The sequence below is a fragment of the Bradyrhizobium erythrophlei genome (assembly GCF_042430365.1).
Classification (GTDB): Bacteria; Pseudomonadota; Alphaproteobacteria; order Rhizobiales; family Xanthobacteraceae; genus Bradyrhizobium; species Bradyrhizobium erythrophlei.
Window position 1 is genome coordinate 28,083 of record NZ_JBHMET010000268.1, and the last position, 23,560, is coordinate 51,642.

Below are 23,560 nucleotides of genomic sequence, written 5' to 3' on the forward strand. Positions count from 1 at the left end.
ATGCGCGTTTTCAGCGTTCCCGTCTCTGCGCCGTTCCTGCGCACCGTCATCTCCGCGTTGGTCGACGGCCGGCTGGTCGAAGGATTCGAGGCGCGCAAGGAGCCGGCCAATCTCGCCAATGCGACGCTTTATCTGCCGACCCGGCGCGCCGGGCGGCTGGCGCGCGAGATATTCCTCGACGTGCTCGATGCCGATGCCGCGGTGCTGCCGCGCATTGTCGCGCTCGGCGACATCGATGAGGACGAGCTCGCCTTCGCCGACCCGTCGGACGAGTATGGCGGTGTGGTCCCGCTCGATATTCCGCCGAAACTCGGCGAGCTCGAGCGGCGGCTGACGCTCGCGCATCTGGTGGCGGCCTGGGCGAAGACGCCGGTGTCGTCGCCGCTGGTGGTCGGTGGCCCGGCCTCCACGCTGCAGTTGGCCGGCGACCTCGCGCGGCTGATGGACGACATGGTCACGCGCGGCGTCGACTGGCGCGCACTCGACCGGCTGGTGCCGGACCAGCTCGACAAATACTGGCAGCATTCGCTCGAATTCCTGCGCATCGCGCGCGACGCGTGGCCGAACTACTTGAAGGAGATCGGCCGGATCGAGCCGGCGGCGCGGCGCGACCTCCTGATCGAGGCCGAAGCAACGCGGCTGACCGCGCATCACGCAGGTCCCGTGATCGCGGCCGGTTCGACCGGCTCGATGCCGGCAACCGCAAAATTCCTGCACGCGGTGGCGAAGCTTCGAAACGGCGCGGTGGTGCTGCCCGGGCTCGACACCGATCTCGACGAGGAATCCTGGCGGACGATTGGCGGCGAACGCAATGCGGAGGGTCGGTTCACCACGCCGCCTTCGTCGAACCATCCGCAATTCGCGATGCACGCTTTGCTCGACCGCTTCGGCATCAGGCGTGGCGATGTGGAGAGCCTCGCCGAAGCGGCGCCGCACGGCCGCGACGTGCTGGTGTCGGAAACGATGCGGCCGTCGACTGCGACCGCGCAGTGGCACGACCGGCTGGAGCGGCCGGAAATCATCGAACGTATTTCCGCTGGCATGACCAACCTTGCCGTGGTCGAGGCGCCCAATCCCGAAATGGAGGCGCTCGCGATCGCGGTCGCGATGCGCGAGGCGCGGCATCTCGGTAAGTCGGCCGCGTTGGTGACGCCGGACCGCGCGCTGGCGCGCCGCGTGATGGCCTCGCTGACGCGCTGGAATCTCGAATTCGACGATTCCGGCGGTGACGCGTTGATCGAGACGCCGGCCGGTGTGTTCGCCCGGCTGACCGCGGAGGCGGCCGCCAATGGATTGGAGCCGCCGACATTGCTGGCGCTGCTGAAACATCCGCTGTTCCGGCTCGGCGGCGCGCAAGGCGCATTGAAACGCGCGATCGAAGTGCTCGAAATTGCGCTGTTGCGCGGCACGCGGCCGCAGGCCGGCACCGGTGGGCTGGCGCGGGATTTCGAGCGCTTCCGTGCCGAGCTCGTGAAGCTCAACAGCGGCGAAACCTCCTCGCTGCATGCGCAGGAGCAGCGCGCGCGCTTGCGGGAGAACGACCTCAACGGGGCGCAGGCCCTGATCGCGAAGCTGCAGGCCGCATTGGCGCCGCTCGAAAGCATGGCGTCATCAAAACCGTATGATTTCGCTGAACTGGCTTCGCGCCATCGCGACGCGCTGCTGGCGCTGTCTTCAGACCAGCATGGCATCGCCGTCGTGTTCGAGGAGCGCGCGGGTGCCGCGCTGGCATCCGCCTTCGATGATCTCCTTGCAAAACAGCAGCCGAGCGGGCTGATGACGCCGCTTGCCGACTATCCCGAGGTGTTTCAGGCCGCGTTCGCCGACCGCATGGTGCGGCGGCCGGAATCCTCCCACGCGCAACTCAACATCTTCGGCCAGCTCGAGGCGCGGCTGACCGAATCCGATCGCGTCATCCTCGGCGGCCTGGTCGAGGGCGTGTGGCCGCCGGCGCCGCGGATCGATCCCTGGCTGAGCCGGCCGATGCGGCATGAGCTCGGGCTCGATCTTCCCGAGCGGCGCATCGGCCTCTCCGCGCACGACTTCGCGCAGCTGCTCGGCCATGACGAGGTGATCCTGACCCACGCGGCCAAGGTCGGCGGCGCGCCGGCAGTCGCCTCGCGCTTCCTGCATCGGCTGGAAGCGGTCGCGGGCGACGCGCGCTGGAAGGTCGCGAAAACGGCGGGCGACATCTACGTGCAGTATGCCGCCGAGCTCGACCGGCCAAACGAGGTCAAGCCGATCGATCAGCCGGAGCCGCGCCCGCCGCGCGCGACACGGCCGCTGAAGATGTCGGTGACCGCGATCGAGGACTGGCTGCGCGATCCCTACACGATCTACGCCCGCTACATCCTGAGGCTCGATCCGCTCGATCCCGTCGACATGCCGCTGTCGGCGGCCGATCGCGGCTCGGCGATCCACGAGGCGCTCGGCGAATTCACGCAAGCCTATGCCGATGCGCTGCCCGACGACACCATGCGCACGCTGCGCGAGATCGGCGCCAAGCATTTCGCGCCGCTGATGGAGCGCCCGGAGGCGCGCGCGCTGTGGTGGCCGCGCTTCCAGCGGATCGCGACGTGGTTTGCGGAATGGGAGACGGCGCGGCGCGGCAACATCGACGGAATCAAGGCCGAGATCAGGGGCGAGATCGGCATTCCTCTCGACAATGAGCGCACCTTCGTCCTCTCTGCGCGCGCCGACCGCATCGAGCGGCGCCGCGACGGCAGCTTTGCGCTGCTCGATTACAAGACCGGGCAGCCGCCGACCGGAAAACAGGTGCGCATGGGCCTGTCGCCGCAGCTCACGCTGGAGGCCGCGATCCTGCGCGAGGGCGGCTTTGCCGACATCTCCGCTGATTCCTCGGTCGGCGAGCTCGTCTATGTCAGGCTCAGCGGCAACAACCCGCCCGGCGAAGAGCGTTCGCTGGAATTGAAGATCCGCCCGAACGATACGCCGCAGCCGCCCGATGAAGCCGCCGACGGCGCGCTGCGCAAGCTCGAGGCCCTAATCCGCGCCTTCGACGACGAGAAGCAGGCCTACACCTCGCTGAACCTGTCGATGTGGGCGAACCGCTACGGCACCTATGACGACCTGGCCCGCATCAAGGAATGGTCCGCGGCCGGCGGCCTGGGGATCGAGGAATGGTGAAGGCGCCCCGTCCCATCCCGCTTGCGGTGCGCGACGCGCAGGCGCGCGCGTCCGATCCGAAGGCGTCGACCTTTGTTTCGGCCAATGCCGGCTCGGGCAAGACGCACGTCCTTGTGCAACGGGTGATCCGCCTGCTGCTCGAGGGCGTGCCGCCGGAGAAGATCCTCTGCATCACCTTCACCAAGGCGGCTGCCGCCAACATGGCCGAGCGCGTGTTCACGACGCTCGGGCACTGGGTGACACTGGATGATGCCGCGCTCGATGCCGCGATCCGCGAGGCCGGCATCCCGCATCCGACTGCGCGGCTCAGGCGCGATGCGCGAACGCTGTTCGCCTGCGCGCTGGAGACGCCGGGCGGGCTGAAGGTGCAGACCATCCACGCGCTGTGCACGCGGCTCTTGCAGCAGTTCCCGTTCGAGGCCAACGTGCCGGCGCGCTTTGCCGTGCTCGATGACCGCGACCAGAACGAGATGATGGAGCGCGCCAATCTCGCGGTGTTCCTCGAAGCCTCGCGCATTCCCGATAGTGCAATCGGCCGCGCGCTGAGGACGGCGATGGCAAACGCCGCCGACGTCACCTTCAAGGAAGTGGTGCGCGAGGCCTGCCTGAGCCGCGATCACTTCATGGCCTGGACCGATACCGCCGGCAACGCGGCCGCCGCCGCCGCGCAACTGTCGGCCGCGCTCGGGGTATCTCCCGACGATCGCATCGAGGACGTCGAGCGCGAGATCGTCGATGGCCCCTATCTCAGGCGCGCGGGCTGGGAGGAGATCGCCGAGGTCCTCGACACCGGCAGCAAGTCGGACCAGGACCAGGCGGCAAGGTTGCGCGAAGCGGTGGCGTTCACCGGCGCCGCGCAGCTCGACGCCTATCTTGCCGTGTTCCTGACCAACGCCGAACGCACGCCGCGCAAGTCGGTGGTGACGAAGAAATTCTGCGACAGCAATCCCACGATCGGCCGCCTGTTCGAGGCGGAAATCCGCCGCATCCTGCCCCTGATCGAGCGTCGCCGCGCGGTGACGGTGCGCGACCGCACCGAGGCGTTGCTCCATATCGCGACGGCGGCTGCGGCGCATTACCGCCGCGAAAAGCTCGAGCGGGGCCTGCTCGACTATGACGACCTGATCGACAAGACGCTCGAGATGCTCGACCGTGTCTCCTCCGGCTGGGTTCACTACAAGCTCGACCGCGGCGTCGACCATGTGCTGATCGACGAGGCGCAGGACACGAGCCCACGGCAGTGGGACATCGTCGCGCATATCATCTCGGAGTTCACATCCGGCGCCGGCGCGCGCGACGGCCTGGTGCGCACCGTGTTCGCGGTTGGCGACGAGAAGCAGTCGATCTTCTCGTTCCAGGGCGCGGCGCCGCGCGAATTCGACCTGCGCCGCCGCGAGCTGAAGCGGCGGTTCGAGGATGCCGGGCTGAAGTTCGATCCTGTGTCCTTCACCTATTCGTTCCGCTCGGGATCCACGATCCTGCACTCGGTCGACCATGTGTTCCGCGAGCAGGAGATCTTTCGCAGCATCCATGCGGTCGAGAACGGCTACCCGATCCACAATGCGATGGCCGACGCAGGTCCCAGCCTGATCGAGCTGTGGGATCTCGCGGTTGCCGACGACCGGCAGGACATCGAGGGCTGGCGCGCGCCGTTCGACGGCGTGTCGGTGACAAGCCCGGAAGTGAAGCTGGCAAAGCGGATCCAGGCCGAGATCAAGCGGCTGGTCGACAGCGGCACCATGACCGGCAGCGCCGGGGCGCGGCGGCCGCTGCGCTATGGCGACATGCTGATCCTGGTGCGACGGCGCGGCAACGCGTTCGATGCGGTGATCCAGGCGCTGAAGCATGCCGGCATTCCGGTCGCCGGCGCCGACCGGCTCAAGCTCACCGAGCACATCGCGATCATCGACCTGATGAACCTCGCCGACGCATTGCTGCTGCCGCAGGACGACCTCGCGCTTGCGGTGGCCTTGAAGAGCCCGCTGTTCGGCCTCACCGACGACGATTTGTTCAAGCTCGCCTGGCAGCGCCGGGGATCACTGCGCGAGGCGCTCAGCGCGCAGGCAGCAACCGACGAGCGCCTCGCCGCCGCGCTCGGCCGCCTCGCGCAATGCGAACGACGCTTTGCCAGCGAGACGCCGTTCGCCTTCTACGCCTGGCTGCTCGGCGGCGACGGCGGCCGCGCCCGCATCCTGCGGCGGCTCGGGCACGAGGCCAATGACGCGCTCGACGAATTCCTCGAGCTCGCGCTGAGCTACGAGCGCAAGGCGCCGGCCTCGCTGCAGGGCTTTGTCGCCTGGCTGCGCGCCGCCGACACCGAGGTGAAGCGCGACATGGAGATCTCGCGCGACGAGGTCCGCGTCATGACCGTGCACGGTGCCAAGGGACTGGAATCGTCTGTCGTCTTCATGGTCGATACCACGACCTCGCCATCGGACACGCAGCGCCTGCGGCTGATCCATCTGCCGCAGGGCAATGCCGCGCCACATGCCCCCGGCGTCATGGTGTGGGCAGGCAAGAAGGCGGAGGACCCACCCGTCGTCGCCGACGCGCGCAAGGCGATGCTCGGCGACACTGAGGATGAATATCGCCGCCTGCTCTATGTCGCGATGACCCGCGCGGCCGATCGCCTGGTTGTCGGCGGCTGCATGCCCGGCAACATGAACACGGTGCGAAAATCCTCCTGGTACGACCTGATCACAAAAGGCCTCGCCAATTCCGGGCTCAAGCTCGAGGGGCTGGAGACGCCGGCCGGCAAGATCAAGCGATATTCGCGTCCCGAGGACGGCGCTGCCGTCACGGGCGCCCCGGCGGCGGCGGCGACGGCGCCAGCCATCGCGCTGCCGACGTGGCTGCGCGTGCCAGCCGCGCCGGAAGCGTCCGCGGCGGGCCTGCTACGTCCGTCGGATCCTGCCGATGACGACCGCCATCACGTGCGGACCGGCGAATCCGTCACGCTGCGCGCTCGTGCCCTGCAACGCGGCACGCTGGTGCACCGCCTGCTGCAGTCGCTCCCCGATGTCGCCGCCGAGCGGCGCCGCGATGCTGCGCTGTTCTACCTCGCCCGCAATGCCGACGGCTGGAGCGAGGAGGAGCGCGCAGCGCTGGCCCAACAGGTGCTCCGCCTGATCGCGGATGCGCGCTTCGCGGCGGTGTTTGCGCCGGGCAGCCGGGCCGAAGTCTCGATCGTCGGACGCCTGGCCCTGCCGGGCCAGCCGAAGGCACTGGTCTCGGGCCAGATCGACCGTCTCGTGGTGACGCCCACGGAGGTCCTGATCGTCGATTTCAAGACCAACCACGCCCCGCCCCAAACCGCCGCCGATGCGCCGAAGGGTTATGTCCGGCAGCTCGCGCTGTACCGGGCGGTGCTGTCGAAGCTTTATCCCCAGCTGCCGGTCCGCGCCGCGCTGCTATGGACGGAAACACCTGAAATGATGGAGATTTCCGCCCCCGCGCTGGACGCCACCCTGGCATAAGATCATGTCAGCGTGACCAAGCTTGACCCGGCAAGACCGCGTTCATAGGTTTGCCCCATGCTCCCGGGGCGCGATTCTCAGGCGTCCCTTTGTTTCAACCGAACGAGGTATCCCATGGCCGTTGGCAAGGTTTCTGACGCCGATTTCGAAGCCGAAGTGCTCAAGGCGACCGGGCCGGTGGTCGTCGACTTCTGGGCCGAGTGGTGCGGTCCCTGCCGCATGATCGCCCCGGCCCTTGACGAGATTTCCGGCGCGATGGGCGACAAGGTCAAGATCGTGAAGCTCAACGTCGACGAGAGCCCGAAGACCGCGTCTAAATATGGCGTGATGTCGATCCCGACCCTGATGATCTTCAAGGGCGGCGAGATGGCGTCGCGTCAGGTCGGCGCCGCGCCGAAGGCCAAACTGCAGCAGTGGATTTCCGCTGCGGTCTGATCCGCTTCAAATTTGCTGATTTGCGAAACGGCCGGCACATCGCCGGCCGTTTTGTTTTGATCCGTAGCCCTGATGGAGCGCAGCGAAATCCGGGAAGCTGCTGCCGCGGACAGATTGCCCCGGATTTCGCTTCGCTGCATCCGGGCTACAAGCGACGAGCCTACCTGATCCACCCCGTCGCCAGCGCCGATGCCAGCTCCGGCTTGCCGTTCTGCCGCGCCAGCGCCGCCATTGCCGCGTGGTCGTATGGCACGTGGCGGAATGTGACGTGCCAGGCGCGGTCGATCCGTTCGAGGATCGCATAGCGCGCGTCGGGCGAGCCTGCCTCGACGACGTGCGGATAGGGATGGACGTCGCGATAGCCGGGCGAGCCGACGCTGCCGGGATTGACGATCAACCGGCCGTCGCGAAGCCGCACCGCGCGCGTGATGTGGCTGTGGGCGCAGAGGATCAGCGGGTGCGTGACACCTGCGGCTTTCGCCTCGATCGTCTCAAGCGAAGCCATGCAGACCTCGCCGCTCGGCAGCACGGTTTCCAGCCAGTAGGTCTCGTCATCCTTGGGTGTCGCGTGGCAGAGGAAGACCTCGTCGCGATACACACGCGTCGCCGGCAGCGTGCGCAGCCAGTCGAGATGCCGCGCGTCGAGCTGCGCATGCGCCGGCCGGTCCCACGACCCCATCTTCTCCGGCGGACGGTCGATCAGGTAGCGGTCGTGATTGCCGAGCACGTGCACGGCATCGAGCGCCATCAGCGCATCCATCGTGCGCCGCGCGTCGAGCGGACCGCTCGCCATGTCGCCGAGATCGACGATGTCGGCAATGCCCTGCGCGCGGATGTCGGCGATCACGGCATCGAGTGCGAGATAGTTGCCGTGGACGTCGGCGATCGCGGCAAAACGCATGATCTCAGTTGCTCCTCGTACCTACCCGGGACACGAGATTGATCATGCAGGCGGCGTGCCGTTGGCGGCGAGCACGGGGCCGGCGAGATAGAGCGACCCGGTGATCAGGATACGCGGCGGAATCTCGTAGGCGAGCGTGGCGAGCCGCTGCAGCGCGGCGTCGACGCCGCTTGCGATCTCGACGCGCATGCCGAGCGCACGCGCGGCATCGGCCAGTCGATCCGGCGGCATGCCGTTGTCACGGCCGGGCACGGGGACCGCGATGATGTGGCGGGTCAGCCCGGCGAAATTGGCGAGGAAGGCGCCGGCATCCTTGTTTCCCATCATGCCGGCGATGACGACGAGTGGCCGCGACACGCGCTCCTCGAGGTCGCCGAGCGCGGCTGCCGCGACGCGGCCGCCTTCCGCATTGTGCCCGCCATCGAGCCAGACCTCAGAGCCCTGCGGCCCCTGGCAGACCAGCGCGCCCGACGCCAGCCGCTGCATCCGCGCCGGCCATTCGGCGCCGACGATGCCGGCCTCATAGGCTGACATGTTGAGCTTGAACGCATCGATGGCGCGCAATGTCGCGATCGCCAGCCCGGCATTGTCGAACTGGTGACGGCCGAACAGCTTTGGCGCGGCGAGATCCATCAGGCCGCGCTCGTCCTGATAGACCAGTCGGCCGCGCTCGACGCTGACATGCCATTGCTGGCCCGCGGCATGCAGCGGCGCGCGCAAGCGGTGGGCCGCGGCCTCGACCACGGCCATCGCGTCCGGCGCCTGCTCGGCAGAGATCACCGGCACCTTGCGCTTGATGATCGCGGCCTTTTCGGCGGCGATCGAGGCCAGCGTATCGCCGAGGAATTCCATGTGATCCATGCTGATCGGCGCGATCACGGAGGCGAGCGGAGTTTCGACCACATTGGTCGAATCGAGCCGGCCGCCGAGCCCGACCTCGAGCAGCGCGACGTCGGCCGGATGTTTTGAGAACAGGCAGAACGCCGCCGCGGTCTCCATCTCGAAGATGGTGACGGGGTTCCCTGCATTGACCTGTTCGCAATGTTCGAGGGTTGCGCGCAGTTCGTCGTCGCCGACGAGCTTGCCGCCGCCGACGGCCCCCAACCGGTAGCACTCATTGAGCCGCACCAGATAGGGCGAGGTGAAGACATGCACGCGCAGGCCGGCAGCTTCCAGGATCGCGCGCAAATAGGCGATCGTCGAGCCCTTGCCGTTGGTGCCGGCGACGTGGATGACAGGCGGTAGCTTGCGCTCGGGATGGCCGAGCCGCTTCATCAGCCCGTGCATGCGGTCGAGGCTGAGGTCGATACGCTCAGGATGCAGCGCCGACAGCCGCGCGATCAACGCCTCGAACGAGGGTTGTGGACTGGCGGCTGATGCGTTCACGCGTGCGGCGCGGCCGGCACCGTTTCCGGAGCCGTGACGATCTGGGCCGGGCTCGCGACGCCTGCGGCGGATTTGGACGCGGTATCGAGCGCCGGCGACTTGGTCAGCAGGCGGCACAGCCGTGCCAACGTCGGGCGCATGTCGTGGCGATGCACGACCATGTCGACCATGCCGTGCTCTTTCAAATATTCGGCGCGCTGGAAGCCCTCGGGCAGTTTCTCGCGAATCGTCTGCTCGATCACGCGCGCGCCGGCAAAGCCGATCAGCGCGCCCGGCTCGGCGATATGCACGTCGCCCAGCATCGCATAGGAGGCGGTGACGCCGCCGGTGGTCGGATTGGTCAGCACGACGATATAGGGCTGCCTGGCCTCGCGCAGCATCTGCACGCCGACGGTGGTGCGCGGCATCTGCATCAGCGACAGGATACCTTCCTGCATCCGCGCGCCGCCGGACGCCGCGAACACGATGAAGGGCGACTTCTTCTCAACCGCGAGCTCCAATCCGCGCACGATCGCTTCGCCCGCGGCCATGCCGAGCGAGCCGCCCATGAAATCGAAATCCTGCACCGCGACCACGACGCCGGCGCCTTCGAGCTTGCCGTAGCCGACCTTGACCGCATCGTTCAGCCCGGTCTTGGTCCGCGCATCCTTGATGCGGTCGACATATTTGCGCTCGTCACGGAATTTCAGTGGATCGGCGGTGACGTCGGGCAGCGCGACGTCGAACCAGGTCTCATTGTCGAAGATCGACTTCAGCCGCGCCACCGCGCCCATGCGCATGTGGTAGTTGGAGCCGGGGATGACGAACTGGTTGGCCTCGACATCCTTGTAGAACACGAGCTGCCCGGAGTCGGGGCACTTGATCCAGAGGTTCTCCGGCGTCTCGCGGCGCAGGATGTTGCGGATCTTCGGCCGGACAACGTTGGTGAGCCAGTTCATGGTTCGCTCCGACATGCGGATCGGTGCCGCATCAGGTGGATATATGGCGGGCCGGGCGATACCCGACAAGCCGCCGTCGGCGGCCATGTTGCCGCAAATTGTGGCTTATTCAGCGGCCTGCCTGGCGCCCCGGACGCCCTGGGCCAGCGAGGCGACGAGGTCCGCCACCGCGGTCACGGTCCTGGCCGTGGCACGGCCATCGGCGTCGAGGCTGCCCTTGAGGGCATCAACCAGCGCGGTGCCGACCACGGCGCCATTGGCATTCTCGGCGATCGCCCGCGCCGTCTCCGGCGTGCGGATGCCGAAGCCGACACAGACCGGCAATGCGGTGTGGCGCTTGATCCGGGCCACCGCCTCAGCGACCGACTTGGCGTCGGCCGCCGCCGCTCCCGTGATGCCGGTGATCGAGACGTAATAGACAAAGCCCGAGGTGTTCGCGAGCACCGCGGGCAGCCGCTTGTCGTCGGTCGTCGGCGTTGCCAGGCGGATGAAGTTCAGTCCGGCCTTCAACGCGGGGATGCAGAGCTCGGTGTCTTCCTCCGGCGGCAGGTCGACGATGATCAGGCCATCGACGCCGGCGGCCTTCGCATCGGAGAGGAACTTGTCGACGCCATAGATGTAGATCGGGTTGTAGTAGCCCATCAGCACCAGCGGCGTGGCGTCGTCATCCTTGCGGAAGCCGCGCACCATCTCCAGCGTCTTCCTGAGGGTCATGCCACCCTTGAGCGCGCGCAGGCCGGCGGCCTGGATCGACGGGCCATCGGCCATCGGATCGGTGAAGGGCATGCCGATCTCGATGATGTCGGCACCGGCCTTCGGCAGCGCCTTGACGATGTCGAGCGAGGTCTTCGGGTCGGGATCGCCGGCCATCACGAAAGTGACGAAGGCGGAGCGCCCCTGCTTTTGCAGCTCGGCGAAACGTGCGTCGATACGGGTGGTCACTTCTTCTTGCCCTTCAAGATGTCGCCGACCTGCGGCACGTCCTTGTCGCCGCGGCCGGAGAGGTTGACCACCATCAGGTGATCCCGAGGCCGCTTCGGCGCGAGCTCCATCACCTTGGCGATGGCATGCGCAGGCTCCAGCGCCGGGATGATGCCTTCGAGCCGCGACAGGAGCTGGAATGCCGCAAGCGCCTCATCGTCGGTCGCCGACAGATAAGTCACGCGGCCGACCTCATGCAGCCAGGAATGCTCTGGCCCGATGCCGGGATAATCGAGGCCCGCCGAGATCGAATGCGCTTCTGTGATCTGGCCGTCCTCGTCCATCAGCAGATAGGTGCGGTTGCCGTGCAGCACGCCGGGGCGGCCGCCGGCGATCGACGCCGCATGCAATTGGGTCAATCCGTGGCCGGCCGCCTCGACGCCGAAGATCTCGACCGAGGGATCGTCCAGGAACGGGTGGAACAGGCCCATGGCGTTGGAGCCGCCGCCGATACAGGCGACCAGCGAATCCGGCAGCCGGCCCTCGGCCTCCTCCATCTGCTTGCGCGTCTCGTGGCCGATGATCGACTGGAAGTCGCGCACCATCATTGGATAGGGGTGAGGACCGGCAACCGTGCCGATGCAATAGAACGTGTTGTGCACGTTGGTGACCCAGTCGCGCAGCGCGTCGTTCATCGCATCCTTCAGCGTTCGCGCTCCCGACTGCACCGGGACCACCTTGGCGCCCAGCATCTCCATGCGGATCACGTTGGGCTGCTGCCGCTCGACGTCCACCGCGCCCATATAGACCACGCATTCGAGCCCGAACCGCGCGCACAGCGTCGCGGTTGCAACGCCGTGCTGGCCGGCGCCGGTCTCGGCGATGATCCGCTTCTTGCCCATGCGGCGCGCGACCATGATCTGGCCGAGCACGTTGTTCACCTTGTGCGAGCCGGTGTGGTTGAGCTCCTCGCGCTTGAAGTAGATCTTCGCACCACCGAGATGCTCGGTCAGACGCTCGGCGAAATAGAGCGGCGAGGGACGGCCGACATAGTCCTTGAGATGGCCGTCCATCTCGGCCTGGAACGCCGGATCGGCCTTGGCCTCGGCATAGGCCTTCTCCAGGTCGAGGATCAGCGGCATCAGCGTTTCCGCGACGAAGCGTCCGCCGAAAATGCCGAAATGCCCGCGCTCGTCGGGCCCGCTGCGGAAGGAATTGGGCAGATTTTGATTCATCGAACCATCAGTTCTTGGGTTGCGCGCGCGGCGCGGATGAAGGCGCGGATCAGCTCGGGATCCTTGACGCCGGGCGTGCGCTCGACGCCCGACGAGACATCGACGCCGCCGGCGCGGGTGACGCGGACGGCTTCCACGACGTTGTCGGCGCTGAGCCCGCCGGAGACCATGTACGGCAAAGCAAGGTCGAGATTTTCCAGCACGTGCCAATCGAATGGCGCGCCAAGGCCGCCCGGCCGCGTGGCCTCCTTCGGCGCACGGGCGTCGAACAGGATGCGATCGGCGACGGTGGCATAGCCCGGCAGCGGCGCGAGGTCGGCTGCGGTCTCGACCGGCAGCGCCTTCATCAGCGGCAGGCCGAACTTCTGCTTGATGTCGCGCAGCCGCGCGGTGGTCTCCTTGCCGTGCAATTGCAGGATATCCGGCCGCAACGTCTCGACGATGTTTTCGAGGGTCGCGTCGTCGGCGTCGACGGTCAGCGCGACCTTCACGGCGCGGCCCTTGGCCTGCTTGCCGAGCTCACGGGCGGTCTCGAGGCTGATGTGGCGTGGCGACGGAGAGAAGAACACGAACCCGACCATGTCAGCGCCGGCCTCGAGCGCGACGTCGAGCGTCTCGCGCGTGGACAGGCCGCAGATTTTGACGAGCAGGGACATGGTCTCTCAACACGGGTTTCGGACAGCCGAAACCGGGCAACTCCGGTCCGACGGGGCGGGTTCTACAACGTCGCGCCATGCTTGTCTCGCCCGGCAGCCCCGTAAAAACCAGGCCGGCCCGGCGCCGGAAGGCGCTGCGCGTCGCCCCGGGAGGTGGCGGCGGCAGCCCTGAGCTCGTCCACCTCGGCCCGCAGCCGGCGGACCTCGGCCTCGCCCTGCCTGCTTGCACGGCGCCAGTGCCGCTGCCGGAACCAGGTCGCGATCCCGCCGGCGATGACGCCCAGGATCGCCACCGCGATGATGACGACGAACAGCGGCAGCGTGACCGCGACCGTCGGCGTCACGGAATTGAAGGGATCAAACGAGACCGTCACCCAGTGACGGTTGGCGACCGCGAAAATGATGAAGATCAGCCCCAGCGGGATGACGACCAGCGCCGTGAAGAACTTTCGCATGACCATCTCTCATAGCGATGGAGCTAGAGCGGGCGCATGACCCGCAGCACGGCAACGGTGGACGCAGCGCTTACGCGTCGGCCTTTGGCGCGTCGACCTTGGGCGCATCCGCCTCGGCGCCGTCGCGGTTGAGGCGCTCACGCATTTCCTTGCCGGTCTTGAAGAACGGCACGCTCTTCTGATCGACCGGCACATGCTCGCCGGTGCGGGGATTGCGGCCAGCACGGGCCGGCCGGTGCTTTACCGAGAACGCACCAAAACCACGCAGTTCGACGCGATCGCCGCGCGCCAAGGCGGCGACGATTTCATCGAGAATCGCGTTTACAATGTTTTCGACATCCCGCTGGTAAAGGTGCGGGTTGTGCTCGGCGATGCGCTGAACAAGTTCGGATTTGATCATCGAGAGTGGGATCCGGGATCTTGCGGAAGTCCATTTCCGTGAAAATGGCTTGCACTGTCAAGACGCTAAATCAATTTTGGGCGTCGCGAAAGCGCGTGACAAATAGCCCGAACGGGGCATTCGGCAACTCCCGCAAAGCGGGAAGCGCCCAAAAGACACGCTTTGCACCGCTCAATTGGTTCCGGCGGGGGTCCACAAGGCCAGCATGCCGTCGAGCCCGAAGCGGTCGACCGCCTGGACCATACCGCCCTGCTCGATCCGCCGAGCGATCGCACCAAGGCCGAACGCGTCGAGCGTCACAGATGTCGCCGTACGCAGGAAGGTCAGGTCGCTGAAGCGCGGATTGAGCTTGTAATCGCGCACCGGAAGGTCGGCCTTGACCTTCTTCTCGGCGACCAGCCACGCAATCGCGGTCTTCTCGTCGCCGAGCTGATCGATCAGCTTGAGATCGACCGCCTGCCGGCCGGTAAAGACGCGGCCATCAGCGACCTTGTCCAGGAGCGCGTCGTCCATGCCGCGCCGCTCCTTCACCAGGCCGCGGAACCAGGCATAGGAGTCCTTCACCAGCGAGTCGATCGCGGCGCGCGCTTCGGGGCTCGTCGGCTCAAAGCCGTTCGGTGCGGCCTTCAGCGGCGAAGATTTGATTTCTTCCATTTTCACGCCGACGGTCTTCATCAGCTCGGAGACGTTGGGAAACTGGAACAGGACGCCGATCGAGCCGACCAGCGAGCTCTGCTGGGCGACGATGTGATCGGAGGCGATCGCGGTGATGTAACCGCCCGAAGCTGCCAATCCCTCGACCACGACCACGAGCGGCTTCTTGGCCTTCAGCCGCACCAGCGATTCATAGAGCTGCTCGGAGCCCGCCGTGGTGCCGCCGGGCGAATTGATGTGCAGGACGACGGCGGCGGCCTGCGACTTCTCGAGCCGCTCCAGCGCCTCGACGCGCGTCTGGTCGCTGCGGATCAGGCCTTCGATCGTGACGCGCGCGATCGAGCCGGAGGTGGCGAGCGAGCCGCGCCCGCCAGCCGCGATCACGCCGACGCCGACAATGGCGGCGATCGCAACGACGGCGGCGGTGACACGCCAGAACGTCAGCTTGCGGCGAATCCTGCGGCGATCGACGATCACGTCTGAATCCAGCGACATCGAATTTCTCCTGAAATGCGCGCCCGGCGTTTTGCAATCGCAGCGTCACTATTGGCTTAGTCAAATACATCAATTGCGACGCAATATGAAGAAAACAAGGCTCGCATTTTCGTAGCCCGGATGGAGCCAACGGGTCGCGCGAATGCGCGCCCGATGACAGGCTCCGCGCAATCCGGGGCAGTATGAACCGCGGATGCAGACCCCCGGATTTCGCTTCGCTCCATCCGGGCTACATGCGCCCAATAAAATAGGCCCCGGCTTGCGCCGGGGCCTGATTGATCGCGTGTATTGAGCGAACGCTTACTTGTTCTCGCCGCGGTTCTTGAGCGCGGTGCCGAGGATGTCACCGAGCGTCGCACCCGAATCGGAGGAGCCGTACTGCGCGATGGCTTCCTTCTCTTCGGCGACTTCCAGCGCCTTGATCGAGACCTGCACCTTGCGGGCCTTCTTGTCGAACTGGATCACGCGGGCATCGACCTTCTCGCCGACGGCAAAGCGTTCGGTGCGCTGGTCGTTGCGATCGCGGGCGAGTTCGGACCGCTTGATGAAGGTGGTGAAGTCGGTGCCCGAGATCTTCACCTCGATGCCGGCTTCCTTCACTTCGAGCACTTCGCAGGTCACGACCGCACCCTTCTTGACGTCGCCCGGCTCGGCGAAGGGGTCGCCTTCGAGCTGCTTGACGCCGAGCGAAATGCGCTCCTTCTCGACATCGACATCGAGCACCACGGCCTTGACCATGTCGCCCTTCTTGAAGTTGTCGATGACCTGCTCGCCCGGCAGCTTCCAGTCGAGGTCGGAGAGATGGACCATGCCGTCGACGTCGCCCTCGAGACCGAGGAACAGACCGAACTCGGTCTTGTTCTTGACCTCGCCCTCGACCACCGAACCGACCGGGAACTTCTCGACGAAGACTTCCCAGGGATTGCGCATGGTCTGCTTGAGGCCGAGCGAGATGCGGCGCTTGACCGAATCCACCTCGAGCACCTGCACTTCGACTTCCTGCGAAGTCGAAACGATCTTGCCGGGGTGCATGTTCTTCTTGGTCCACGACATCTCGGAGACGTGGATCAGGCCTTCGATGCCCGGCTCGAGCTCGACGAACGCACCGTAGTCGGTGATGTTGGTGACGCGGCCGGTGAAGCGGGCACCCAGCGGGTACTTGGCTTCGATGCCCTGCCACGGATCATCCAAGAGCTGCTTCATGCCGAGCGAGATGCGGTGGGTCTCGTGGTTGATCTTGATGATCTTGACCTTCACCGTCTGGCCGATGGTCAGCACCTCGGTCGGATGGTTGACGCGGCGCCAGGCGATATCGGTGACGTGCAGCAGGCCGTCGATGCCGCCGAGATCAACGAACGCACCGTAATCGGTGATGTTCTTGACCACGCCGTCGATCACCTGACCCTCTTCGAGGTTCTGCACCAGCTCCTGGCGCTGCTCGGCGCGGGTCTCTTCGAGAACCGTGCGGCGCGACACCACGATGTTGCCGCGGCGGCGGTCCATCTTGAGGATCTGGAACGGCTGCGAGTTGTTCATCAGCGGCGCGACGTCGCGGATCGGACGGATGTCGACCTGCGAGCGCGGCAGGAAGGCCACCGCACCGTCGAGGTCGACGGTGAAGCCGCCCTTGACCTGGTTGAAGATGACGCCGTTGACCTTTTCGTTGTTCTGGAAGGCCTTCTCGAGCTTGCCCCAGCTCTCCTCGCGGCGCGCCTTGTCGCGCGACAGCACGGCTTCGCCGAGCGCATTCTCGATGCGGTCGAGGAACACCTCGACGGTGTCGCCGACCTTCAGATCGCTTTCACGGCCGGGGCCGGCGAATTCGCGCAACGCGACGCGGCCTTCGGTCTTCAGGCCGACGTCGATGACGGCCATGTCCTTCTCAATAGCAACCACCTTGCCCTTGATGACCGAGCTTTCCTGCAGGTTGCCGCCGGCAAAGGACTCATCAAGCATCGCGGCGAAATCGTCGCGGGTCGGATTATAGGAAGCAGCAGTATTCGAAGCCATTTGTTCTCCAGGTGCGGGATCTTGCCGGCCGTTCGGGTTGATGGGCGCACCGCGCGTGAAGTGTCAGAGTTCCGCAAACCCTGACGACCGCTCGTTGCGGGAGGCGCAACAGCGGACCGGCAGCATGACTGCACGTTCGGTACGTTTGATTTTATCCGGGACCTGAAACGAGAATATCGACGTCAAGACCGGGAGCGGGCGTTCCTCCAGATACGGCGTCGGTTTCGTTTGAAAGCAGTCAAACCCGTCGCCGGCCCGCTCGGACAGCCACGACATGATCGATGGCGGCCCGGACGGCGCTGATATAGCTCCCGGGCCCATTTTGGGCAAGCAGAAATGCCCGATTTACGGGCGCTTAAGGCTAATCGCGCCGTCGACGGCGCCGCAAATCCGGCATCTCAACGTGTTGTTGACCGCGTCGCGCGAAATGCCCGCAGGAGACCGCCCTCGGAACCCGCCCTTAAGCGACGCCCCATACAATGGCACCGTTCAAAAACAGGGGGGACTACCAATGAAAAACTTTATGGTGCTGGCGGCGATTGCCGTCCTGACGCTCGGAAATGCCGTTGCCGCGATGCCCGGCGCGGTCTCGACCGGGCACCCCGCATCGGCCCAGGCGGCGCAGCCGCTTTTGACCATGGCCGAGCAGGAACTGCCGTTCGACCGTTACTGGTCGAAGAACTGATCGAACGGGTCCGGACCGGATTCGGCGCGCGATGACCTCGTCATCGCGCTTTTTCTTGTCCTGGTTGTTTTCCCTGCCCGCGCTCGATCAGCGCCTGGCGCGAACCTGCTCGACGATCGCGATCGCGGCGCGCACGCCGGCCTCGATATCGAGATTGGAATTGTCCAGCGTATGGGCGTCCGGAGCGGCGCGCAGTGGCGCGATCGGCCGGTTCTTGTCGCGCTCGTCGCGCTTGAGGATGTCGGCGAGCACCGCTTCCTCGTCGGCATTCTCGCCGCGCGAGCGTGCCTCCAGCGTCCGCCGCCGCGCCCGCACCCTGGGATCGGCAACGACGAAGATCTTCACGTCGGCATGCGGGCAGATCACCGTGCCGATGTCGCGGCCGTCGAGCACCGCACCGGGCGGATCGGCGGCGAACTGGCGCTGGAAATTGACCAGCGCCTCGCGCACGCTGGGAAACGCGGAGACGACGGATGCGCCCTCGCCGACCTTCTGCGTCTTCAGCACCGGATTGCCGAATTTCTCGGGATCGAGCTCGAGCGCCGCGGCGACTGCCAACGCCTCATTGTTGAGGTCGGCACCGGCTTCCATCAGTGCATAGGCCACCGCGCGGTAGATCACGCCGGTGTCGAGATGGCGATAGCCGTAGTGATGGGCGAGCCGCTTGCCGAGCGTGCCCTTGCCTGAGGCGGCGGGACCGTCGATGGCGATGATCATGAGAACTCCGCTCCGAGCCCGCGCATCATCGGGATGAAATCCGGAAAACTGGTGGCGATGAAAGCGGTGTCGTCGACCTTGACCGGCTTGTCCGAGGCCAGGCCCATCACCAGCGCCGACATCGCGATGCGATGGTCCATATGGGTGGCGACGAGGCCGCCGCCGGGCACATGGCCGTGGCCCTCGACGATCAGGTCATCGCCCGCGACCTCGACCTTGACACCGTTGACGCGCAGCATGTCCGCGGTCGCTTCCAGCCGATCGGATTCCTTGACGCGCAGCTCCTTGAGGCCGCGCATGATCGTGGTGCCCTCGGCAAAGCTCGCGGCGACCGCCAGCACGAGATATTCGTCGATCATCGACGGCGCGCGCTCCGGCGGCACCTCGACACCGCGCAGCTTCGAGGCGCGCACGCGCAGGCGCGCCATCGGCTCGCCGGTATCGCCGCGGACCTCGCTCTCCTCGATGAAGGCGCCCATCTCGCGCAGCGTGGTGAAGAGGCCGGTGCGCAGCGGGTTGGTCATCACGTCGGAGAACACGACATCGGAGCCCTCGACGATCAGCGCCGCCACGATGGGAAATGACGCCGAGGAGGGATCGGCGGGCACCACGACTTCGGCGCCGTGCAGTTCGGGCTCGCCGTTGAGCGTGATCCGGCGGCCGTGGCTGCCTTCCTGCACTGACGAAATCTCTGCGCCGAAATGTTTGAGCATCAGCTCGGTATGGTCGCGGCTTGCCTCCTGCTCGATCACGGTGGTGATGCCGGGGGCGGAGAGCCCCGCGAGCAGCACCGCGGACTTGATCTGCGCCGAGGCAACCGGCGTCTTGTAGACGATCGGCACCGGATAACGGGCGCCGCTCAATGTCAGCGGCAGGCGGCCGCCCTCGCGGATGTCCTGGACCCGCGCGCCCATCAGTTCGAGGGGGTCGAGGATCCGGCGCATCGGCCGCGAGCGCAGCGAGGCGTCGCCGTCAAATACCGCCGTGATCGGGCATCCGGCGACCGCTCCCATCACCAGCCGGCAGCCGGTGCCGGAATTGCCAAAATCGAGCGGCTGGGCGGGCTCGGCGAAGCCGCCGACGCCGACGCCCGAAACTGTCCAGGCAAACGGGGCGGTCCGCTCCACCTTGGCACCCAAAGCGCGCATGGATTTGGCGGTATTGAGCACGTCCTCGCCCTCGAGGAGGCCGGAAATGCGGGTTTCGCCGACCGCCAGCGCTCCCAGGATCAGGGCGCGGTGGGAAATCGACTTGTCGCCGGGAGCGCGGACTTTGCCGGCCAAAGGGCCGCTCGCGCGGGCTTCCAGCGGGGTTGGGGTGTCGGCAAGGCCGTCTGAATGGGTCAAGATTGTGTCCTCTCGCGCCGCGGCAGGTATCACATAGGCAACACCGCGTCACGCGCCCGTCAAATGCGCTTAAAACCGCTATTGACAGCGGCCGCTCAACTAGCCAAGTGAAGCACCGTTTTTCAGGAAAATTCTGGGATCACCACGTGGCCAAGTCCGACCTCGGAACCAAACGCATTTGCCCGACTACGGGCAAGAAGTTCTACGATCTGAACAAGAATCCGGTGATCTCGCCCTACACCGGCGAGGTCGTGCCGATCGCGCCGGTAGCCCCGCCGCGGGGCCGTGGCGCGACCGTGAGTTCGCCGTCGACCGCCGCCGACATGCCGGAGCCCGCGGAAGCCGAAGAATTGGTCTCGCTCGAGGAGGCCGATGCCGAGGAGAACACCGGGAAGGTCAAGGCCCAGGTTCCCGAATCCGAGGACGATATCGAGGTCGATGAGACCATCGACGACGATGACGACGACGATTCGACCTTCATTGCCGATGAGGAAGAGGGCGATGAGGACGTCACCGACATCATTGGTGACGTCGGAGGCGACGAAGAGACTTGAGATCGTCGCCGATCTGTGGTGAAGGGTGCTGCCCCACGAGTCGCCTAGGACTCGGGGGCTGGGCGGGATAGAATAATCGCGCCCAGACTGAAGACTTAAGGGGCCATAGCTCAGCTGGGAGAGCGCTTGCATGGCATGCAAGAGGTCGGCGGTTCGATCCCGCCTGGCTCCACCAGCCTTCGCTCGCTTCGCGAGCTTCGGCTGGGCAAGCCCGGGAAGTCCCTCGTAGCGAAGTGAGCGAAGGCTGCCCCGCCATAGCCCGAAGGGCGACGGCGGGCTGAGGCAAGCCCTCTCTGACTTCCACACGGCGATCGGGTATCCTCCCTCCGGGAGGGCACTCCATGAAATATGTCTACATTCTCGAAAGTCTCGATTCCGAGCATTTCTATGTTGGGATTACTGACGACCTGCGAGCCCGCCTGGCGAAGCACAATGCGGGCGAGGTGCCGCACACGTCCAAGTACAGACCTTGGCGGATCCGGACCTACTTTGCATTCGACGACGAAGCACGCGCCGTCGCTTTTGAGAAATATCTGAAGTCTGGCTCGGGGCGCGCGTTCTCGAAGAAGCACTTCTGAGGAGCGAAGCCCTACTCCCCCAACACCGCATTCAACCGGTCGCGCAGCGCGACGATCTCGTTCTTCATCCCCAGCAATTCGCCGACCGAGCAGGCCGATGCGGCGAGGATCGACTGCGGCACGGCCTTGGCCTTTTCGCGCAGCGCGTGGCCCTGCGGCGTCAGCGCGATCAGCACCTGGCGCTCGTCCGCGGTGCTGCGGGTCCGCTTGATCAATTCCGCCGCCTCCAGTCGCTTGAGCAGCGGCGTCAGCGTGCCTGAGTCGAGGAACAGCCGCTCGCCGATGTCCTTGACCGCGACGCCGTCGCGTTCCCACAGCGTCAGCATGACGAGATATTGCGGATATGTCAGGCCGAGCCGGTCGAGCAGCGGCTTGTAGACGCGGTTGAACGCGTGCGCGGTCGAATAGACCGCAAAGCAAATCTGGTTATCCAGCCGCAGCGCCTGATCGGCCGCCGTTTGTTTCCTGACCATCGTCATCTCGTCAAACCTGACACATTCGCGGGTCATTGTGGGGCCATGGGACCGCGGATTCAATTGCGAACAATTAAATGTGAGGCCGGATAATTTATATTGCGCACAATCTAATTGCATGCAATACATAATCCATCGAAACCAAGCCCAAGGGAGACCACCATGTCTGTGAACGTGCTCTACAAGACCAGCGCCAAGGCAACCGGCGGCCGCGACGGCCATGCGGCGACCCTCGACGGCGCGCTCGACGTCAAGCTCACCACTCCGAAGGAGCTCGGTGGCGGCGGCGGCGCCGGCAACAACCCCGAGCAGCTGTTCGCGGCCGGCTATGCCGCCTGCTTCATCGGCGCCATGAAGTTCGTGGCCTCCCAGGGCGGCCCCAAGGTTCCCGCCGACGCCTCGGTGACATCGACGGTCGGCATCGGCCCGCGCTCGGCCGGCGGCTTCGGCCTCACGGTCGACCTCGCCGTCTCGCTCCCCGGCGTGCCCCGCGCCGAAGCGGAGGCGCTGGTGGAGAAGGCCCACCAGGTGTGTCCCTACTCCAACGCGACCCGCGGCAATGTTGACGTCAAGCTGAGCGTCGTCTGATCCAACGCTTTAAGAAAATCCGCGACACGGAATGGCCCGCCGTCACGGCGGGCCGTTTGCGTTCTGGCGGCATGCGGCCGTGCGTGCCACGCCATTGCTGCCTCGCCCGAACACCGTTAGCTCTGGGGGCCCATCCAACGATCCATCTGAGCGAAGGTTGCCTCCATGAATACCCCAGCGGCTACGGGCGCGATGAGCGGACTGCGCGTGATCGATCTCACGCGCGTGCTCGGCGGCCCCTATTGCACGCAGATCCTCGCCGACCACGGCGCTGACGTGATCAAGGTCGAGCCGCCCGCGGGCGACGAAGTGCGCGACTGGGGCCCTCCCTTCCACGAGGAGGACGCGGCCTATTTCGTCGGCATCAACCGCAACAAGCGTTCGATCGGCCTCGACCTCGCCTCCGAGGGCGGCCGCGCGGTGCTGATGAAGATGCTCGAGACCGCCGACGTGCTGATCGAGAATTTCAAGCCGGGCACGCTCGACAAATGGGGCATCGGCAACGACGTGCTGCGCGCGAAATTCCCGCGCCTCGTGCATTGCCGGATTTCCGGCTTCGGCGCCGACGGTCCGCGCGGCGGCAATCCCGGCTATGACGCGATCATCCAGGCGATGACCGGCATGATCGCCGCGACCGGCTCGCCGGAGAGCGGTCCGATGCGTATCGGCGTGCCGCTGGTCGACATCACGACCGGCCTCTATGCCGCGATCGGCATCCTGATGGCGCTGTCGGAGCGGCAGCGCTCCGGGCTCGGCCAATTTCTCGAAACCACGCTATACGAGACCGGGCTTGCGATCATGCATCCGCACACCGCGAACTATTTCATGCATGGCAAGCCGCCGTCGCTCACCGGCAACGAGCATCCCAACCTCGTGCCTTATGCGATCTTCCCGACCAAGACCGACAACATCTTCATCGGCGTCGGCAATGACGGCGCCTTCCGCAAGCTGGCCAAGGAGATCGGCAAGCCGGAGCTCGGCACCGATCCGCGCTTTGCCCGCAACAAGGACCGCATCGCCAATCGCGACGCGCTGCGCGCCGAGCTTGCTGCGGTGTTCAGCCAGTTCGAGGCCGAGCCGCTGTGCAATCGGCTGCTCGCGGCCGGCCTGCCCGCCGGCCCGGTGCAGAAGATCGACCAGGCGCTGACCAATCCGCACACCATCCATCGCGGCGACGTCATCGAGAGGGATTGGTACAAGGGCGTCGCCTCGCCGATCCGGCTCGACCGCACCAAGCCGAGCCTGCGGCGGGTGCCGCCGAAATTCAGCCAGCACTCCGCGGAGGTGCTGGGCGAGTTCGGCTACTCGAAGAGCGAAATCGACGCCCTGGTTGACAAGGGTGTGGTCTGCGGGCCTCAGCGCAAGCGCTGAGGCCAAACCCGGACGCATCAAGCTATGCCGCACTGCGGCGTGGGCACGCCGGTGCGCCGCGAACGGGCCCGGCTTGCCCGCGCGTCTTCGCCTATTTTCCTGCTTCCATGTTGTTGCGCTTGCCGCTTTCGTTTGGGCC

General features: G+C 66.1%; 21 protein-coding genes and 1 tRNA gene. 9 read left to right on the forward strand and 13 right to left on the reverse strand.

The features are described 5' to 3' along the window. The 3 genes from addB (at position 1) to trxA (ending at position 7,058) form a co-directional block, all read left to right on the forward strand. Positions 1 to 3,147 carry a double-strand break repair protein AddB gene (gene addB, locus ACFFWD_RS40880; RefSeq protein ID WP_376975061.1) on the forward strand — a complete coding sequence of 1,049 codons (3,147 nt, stop codon included), beginning with the start codon at positions 1 to 3 and terminating at the stop codon, positions 3,145 to 3,147. Continuing rightward, positions 3,141 to 6,623, forward strand: a complete 3,483-nt coding sequence (gene addA / locus ACFFWD_RS40885; protein WP_376975062.1) for a double-strand break repair helicase AddA — start codon at positions 3,141 to 3,143, stop codon at positions 6,621 to 6,623. Before addB ends, addA begins: the two co-directional genes overlap by 7 nt. 114 nt (positions 6,624 to 6,737) lie before the next feature. Further along, positions 6,738 to 7,058 (forward strand): thioredoxin, encoded by a 321-nt coding sequence (gene trxA, locus ACFFWD_RS40890; RefSeq protein WP_171712798.1) that lies wholly within the window; start codon positions 6,738 to 6,740, stop codon positions 7,056 to 7,058. A 160-nt stretch (positions 7,059 to 7,218) separates the two neighbouring features. Here trxA and ACFFWD_RS40895 read toward each other — a convergent pair whose 3' ends face one another. The 10 genes from ACFFWD_RS40895 to rpsA all read right to left on the reverse strand — a co-directional run bounded on the left by ACFFWD_RS40895 (position 7,219) and on the right by rpsA (position 17,109). Then, positions 7,219 to 7,959, reverse strand: a complete 741-nt coding sequence (locus ACFFWD_RS40895) for a metallophosphoesterase family protein (RefSeq protein ID WP_376975063.1) — start codon at positions 7,957 to 7,959, stop codon at positions 7,219 to 7,221. A gap of 42 nt (positions 7,960 to 8,001) precedes the next feature. Beyond that, on the reverse strand, positions 8,002 to 9,345 hold the full coding sequence (locus ACFFWD_RS40900) for a bifunctional folylpolyglutamate synthase/dihydrofolate synthase (protein ID WP_376975064.1): 1,344 nt from the start codon (positions 9,343 to 9,345) through the stop codon (positions 8,002 to 8,004). Continuing rightward, positions 9,342 to 10,283 carry an acetyl-CoA carboxylase, carboxyltransferase subunit beta gene (gene accD, locus ACFFWD_RS40905; RefSeq protein WP_376975065.1) on the reverse strand — a complete coding sequence of 314 codons (942 nt, stop codon included), beginning with the start codon at positions 10,281 to 10,283 and terminating at the stop codon, positions 9,342 to 9,344. Before accD ends, ACFFWD_RS40900 begins: the two co-directional genes overlap by 4 nt. A gap of 105 nt (positions 10,284 to 10,388) precedes the next feature. Then, positions 10,389 to 11,225 carry a tryptophan synthase subunit alpha gene (trpA, locus tag ACFFWD_RS40910; protein ID WP_376975066.1) on the reverse strand — a complete coding sequence of 279 codons (837 nt, stop codon included), beginning with the start codon at positions 11,223 to 11,225 and terminating at the stop codon, positions 10,389 to 10,391. Continuing rightward, entirely contained in the window at positions 11,222 to 12,439 is a 1,218-nt protein-coding gene (gene trpB, locus ACFFWD_RS40915; RefSeq protein ID WP_376975067.1) for a tryptophan synthase subunit beta, read from the reverse strand. The genes trpA and trpB overlap by 4 nt, the downstream gene beginning before the upstream one ends. After that, positions 12,436 to 13,095 carry a phosphoribosylanthranilate isomerase gene (locus ACFFWD_RS40920; protein WP_376975068.1) on the reverse strand — a complete coding sequence of 220 codons (660 nt, stop codon included), beginning with the start codon at positions 13,093 to 13,095 and terminating at the stop codon, positions 12,436 to 12,438. The genes trpB and ACFFWD_RS40920 overlap by 4 nt, the downstream gene beginning before the upstream one ends. Positions 13,096 to 13,157: 62 nt before the next feature. Beyond that, a complete protein-coding gene (locus ACFFWD_RS40925; RefSeq protein WP_376975069.1) occupies positions 13,158 to 13,550 on the reverse strand; it encodes a LapA family protein in 393 nt (130 codons plus the stop codon). Between the two features lie 70 nt (positions 13,551 to 13,620). Next, a complete protein-coding gene (locus ACFFWD_RS40930; protein ID WP_376975070.1) occupies positions 13,621 to 13,950 on the reverse strand; it encodes an integration host factor subunit beta in 330 nt (109 codons plus the stop codon). Positions 13,951 to 14,121: 171 nt separating this feature from the next. Then, positions 14,122 to 15,099 carry a signal peptide peptidase SppA gene (gene sppA, locus ACFFWD_RS40935; RefSeq protein ID WP_376975071.1) on the reverse strand — a complete coding sequence of 326 codons (978 nt, stop codon included), beginning with the start codon at positions 15,097 to 15,099 and terminating at the stop codon, positions 14,122 to 14,124. 300 nt (positions 15,100 to 15,399) lie between these two features. Further along, positions 15,400 to 17,109: a 30S ribosomal protein S1 gene (rpsA, locus tag ACFFWD_RS40940; RefSeq protein ID WP_376975072.1), complete on the reverse strand. Its 1,710-nt coding sequence runs from the start codon at positions 17,107 to 17,109 to the stop codon at positions 15,400 to 15,402. Between the two features lie 511 nt (positions 17,110 to 17,620). Here rpsA and ACFFWD_RS40945 point away from each other — a divergent pair. Further along, positions 17,621 to 17,794, forward strand: a complete 174-nt coding sequence (locus ACFFWD_RS40945) for a hypothetical protein (protein WP_376975073.1) — start codon at positions 17,621 to 17,623, stop codon at positions 17,792 to 17,794. Positions 17,795 to 17,881: 87 nt separating this feature from the next. On the opposite strand, the gene cmk is transcribed toward ACFFWD_RS40945, so the two are convergent. Together cmk and aroA are read right to left on the reverse strand one after the other, a co-directional pair. Continuing rightward, positions 17,882 to 18,511, reverse strand: a complete 630-nt coding sequence (cmk, locus tag ACFFWD_RS40950; protein ID WP_376975074.1) for a (d)CMP kinase — start codon at positions 18,509 to 18,511, stop codon at positions 17,882 to 17,884. Next, positions 18,508 to 19,857 carry a 3-phosphoshikimate 1-carboxyvinyltransferase gene (gene aroA, locus ACFFWD_RS40955; RefSeq protein WP_376975075.1) on the reverse strand — a complete coding sequence of 450 codons (1,350 nt, stop codon included), beginning with the start codon at positions 19,855 to 19,857 and terminating at the stop codon, positions 18,508 to 18,510. Before aroA ends, cmk begins: the two co-directional genes overlap by 4 nt. Positions 19,858 to 20,003: 146 nt before the next feature. Here aroA and ACFFWD_RS40960 point away from each other — a divergent pair, with 146 nt between their 5' ends. The 3 genes from ACFFWD_RS40960 to ACFFWD_RS40970 all read left to right on the forward strand — a co-directional run bounded on the left by ACFFWD_RS40960 (position 20,004) and on the right by ACFFWD_RS40970 (position 20,989). Beyond that, complete coding sequence (locus ACFFWD_RS40960) at positions 20,004 to 20,411, forward strand: TIGR02300 family protein (RefSeq protein WP_376975076.1); 408 nt, start codon at positions 20,004 to 20,006, stop codon at positions 20,409 to 20,411. Positions 20,412 to 20,510: 99 nt separating this feature from the next. Further along, positions 20,511 to 20,586, forward strand: a tRNA-Ala gene (locus ACFFWD_RS40965). Between the two features lie 166 nt (positions 20,587 to 20,752). After that, positions 20,753 to 20,989 (forward strand): GIY-YIG nuclease family protein, encoded by a 237-nt coding sequence (locus ACFFWD_RS40970; protein WP_376975077.1) that lies wholly within the window; start codon positions 20,753 to 20,755, stop codon positions 20,987 to 20,989. An 11-nt stretch (positions 20,990 to 21,000) separates the two neighbouring features. Here the strand turns inward: ACFFWD_RS40970 and ACFFWD_RS40975 are convergent, their stop codons facing one another. Further along, positions 21,001 to 21,462, reverse strand: coding sequence for a MarR family winged helix-turn-helix transcriptional regulator (locus tag ACFFWD_RS40975; protein WP_376975078.1), 462 nt, complete (start codon positions 21,460 to 21,462; stop codon positions 21,001 to 21,003). A gap of 162 nt (positions 21,463 to 21,624) precedes the next feature. Between ACFFWD_RS40975 and ACFFWD_RS40980 the strand changes: the two genes are divergently transcribed. Both ACFFWD_RS40980 and ACFFWD_RS40985 read left to right on the forward strand, forming a co-directional pair. Continuing rightward, a complete protein-coding gene (locus ACFFWD_RS40980) occupies positions 21,625 to 22,050 on the forward strand; it encodes an organic hydroperoxide resistance protein (RefSeq protein WP_376975079.1) in 426 nt (141 codons plus the stop codon). Positions 22,051 to 22,215: 165 nt separating this feature from the next. Next, positions 22,216 to 23,421: a CaiB/BaiF CoA transferase family protein gene (locus ACFFWD_RS40985; protein ID WP_376975080.1), complete on the forward strand. Its 1,206-nt coding sequence runs from the start codon at positions 22,216 to 22,218 to the stop codon at positions 23,419 to 23,421. Positions 23,422 to 23,560 lie beyond the last annotated feature (139 nt).

Bases quoted from the DNA above. Each gene is read 5' to 3' on its own strand.
- accD (WP_376975065.1), bottom strand. From the start codon at position 10,283: ATGAACTGGCTCACCAACGTTGTCCGGCCGAAGATCCGCAACATCCTG.
- trpB (WP_376975067.1), bottom strand. From the start codon at position 12,439: ATGAATCAAAATCTGCCCAATTCCTTCCGCAGCGGGCCCGACGAGCGC.
- sppA (WP_376975071.1), bottom strand. From the start codon at position 15,099: ATGTCGCTGGATTCAGACGTGATCGTCGATCGCCGCAGGATTCGCCGC.
- ACFFWD_RS40930 (WP_376975070.1), bottom strand. From the start codon at position 13,950: ATGATCAAATCCGAACTTGTTCAGCGCATCGCCGAGCACAACCCGCAC.
- ACFFWD_RS40925 (WP_376975069.1), bottom strand. From the start codon at position 13,550: ATGCGAAAGTTCTTCACGGCGCTGGTCGTCATCCCGCTGGGGCTGATC.
- cmk (WP_376975074.1), bottom strand. From the start codon at position 18,511: ATGATCATCGCCATCGACGGTCCCGCCGCCTCAGGCAAGGGCACGCTC.
- ACFFWD_RS40920 (WP_376975068.1), bottom strand. From the start codon at position 13,095: ATGTCCCTGCTCGTCAAAATCTGCGGCCTGTCCACGCGCGAGACGCTC.
- ACFFWD_RS40970 (WP_376975077.1), top strand. From the start codon at position 20,753: ATGAAATATGTCTACATTCTCGAAAGTCTCGATTCCGAGCATTTCTAT.
- trxA (WP_171712798.1), top strand. From the start codon at position 6,738: ATGGCCGTTGGCAAGGTTTCTGACGCCGATTTCGAAGCCGAAGTGCTC.
- ACFFWD_RS40945 (WP_376975073.1), top strand. From the start codon at position 17,621: ATGAAAAACTTTATGGTGCTGGCGGCGATTGCCGTCCTGACGCTCGGA.
- rpsA (WP_376975072.1), bottom strand. From the start codon at position 17,109: ATGGCTTCGAATACTGCTGCTTCCTATAATCCGACCCGCGACGATTTC.
- ACFFWD_RS40895 (WP_376975063.1), bottom strand. From the start codon at position 7,959: ATGCGTTTTGCCGCGATCGCCGACGTCCACGGCAACTATCTCGCACTC.
- ACFFWD_RS40985 (WP_376975080.1), top strand. From the start codon at position 22,216: ATGAATACCCCAGCGGCTACGGGCGCGATGAGCGGACTGCGCGTGATC.
- addB (WP_376975061.1), top strand. From the start codon at position 1: ATGCGCGTTTTCAGCGTTCCCGTCTCTGCGCCGTTCCTGCGCACCGTC.
- ACFFWD_RS40975 (WP_376975078.1), bottom strand. From the start codon at position 21,462: ATGGTCAGGAAACAAACGGCGGCCGATCAGGCGCTGCGGCTGGATAAC.
- ACFFWD_RS40980 (WP_376975079.1), top strand. From the start codon at position 21,625: ATGTCTGTGAACGTGCTCTACAAGACCAGCGCCAAGGCAACCGGCGGC.
- addA (WP_376975062.1), top strand. From the start codon at position 3,141: ATGGTGAAGGCGCCCCGTCCCATCCCGCTTGCGGTGCGCGACGCGCAG.